This window comes from Pseudomonas sp. IT-196MI5, assembly GCF_949767415.1.
Taxonomy (GTDB): Bacteria; Pseudomonadota; Gammaproteobacteria; order Pseudomonadales; family Pseudomonadaceae; genus Aquipseudomonas.
The window spans coordinates 1-1,255 of sequence record NZ_CATKPZ010000048.1 but is presented as its reverse complement, the minus strand read 5'-3'; the positions used below and the strand labels follow the sequence as shown (position 1 = coordinate 1,255).

1 rRNA gene is annotated in these 1,255 nt (G+C 53.6%); it reads right to left on the bottom strand.

The window, feature by feature from the left end:
* Positions 1 to 1,255, bottom strand: a 23S ribosomal RNA gene (locus ACM6IK_RS22680); the annotation flags it as partial.

The following is a 1,255-nucleotide window of genomic DNA, read 5'->3' as shown; positions in this document are numbered from 1 at the left end:
CCAGTGAGATCTCATCTTGAGGCAAGTTTCCCGCTTAGATGCTTTCAGCGGTTATCTTTTCCGAACATAGCTACCCGGCAATGCCACTGGCGTGACAACCGGAACACCAGAGGTTCGTCCACTCCGGTCCTCTCGTACTAGGAGCAGCCCCTCTCAAATCTCAAACGTCCACGGCAGATAGGGACCGAACTGTCTCACGACGTTCTAAACCCAGCTCGCGTACCACTTTAAATGGCGAACAGCCATACCCTTGGGACCGGCTTCAGCCCCAGGATGTGATGAGCCGACATCGAGGTGCCAAACACCGCCGTCGATATGAACTCTTGGGCGGTATCAGCCTGTTATCCCCGGAGTACCTTTTATCCGTTGAGCGATGGCCCTTCCATACAGAACCACCGGATCACTAAGACCTACTTTCGTACCTGCTCGACGTGTCTGTCTCGCAGTCAAGCGCGCTTTTGCCTTTATACTCTACGACCGATTTCCGACCGGTCTGAGCGCACCTTCGTACTCCTCCGTTACTCTTTAGGAGGAGACCGCCCCAGTCAAACTACCCACCATACACTGTCCTCGATCCGGATAACGGACCTGAGTTAGAACCTCAAAGTTGCCAGGGTGGTATTTCAAGGTTGGCTCCACGCGAACTGGCGTCCACGCTTCAAAGCCTCCCACCTATCCTACACAAGCAAATTCAAAGTCCAGTGCAAAGCTATAGTAAAGGTTCACGGGGTCTTTCCGTCTAGCCGCGGATACACTGCATCTTCACAGCGATTTCAATTTCACTGAGTCTCGGGTGGAGACAGCGCCGCCATCGTTACGCCATTCGTGCAGGTCGGAACTTACCCGACAAGGAATTTCGCTACCTTAGGACCGTTATAGTTACGGCCGCCGTTTACCGGGGCTTCGATCAAGAGCTTCGCGTTAGCTAACCCCATCAATTAACCTTCCGGCACCGGGCAGGCGTCACACCCTATACGTCCACTTTCGTGTTTGCAGAGTGCTGTGTTTTTAATAAACAGTCGCAGCGGCCTGGTATCTTCGACCGGCGTGGGCTTACGGAGCAAGTCCTTCACCCTCACCGGCGCACCTTCTCCCGAAGTTACGGTGCCATTTTGCCTAGTTCCTTCACCCGAGTTCTCTCAAGCGCCTTGGTATTCTCTACCCAACCACCTGTGTCGGTTTGGGGTACGGTTCCTGGTTACCTGAAGCTTAGAAGCTTTTCTTGGAAGCATGGCATCAACCACTTCGTCACCCA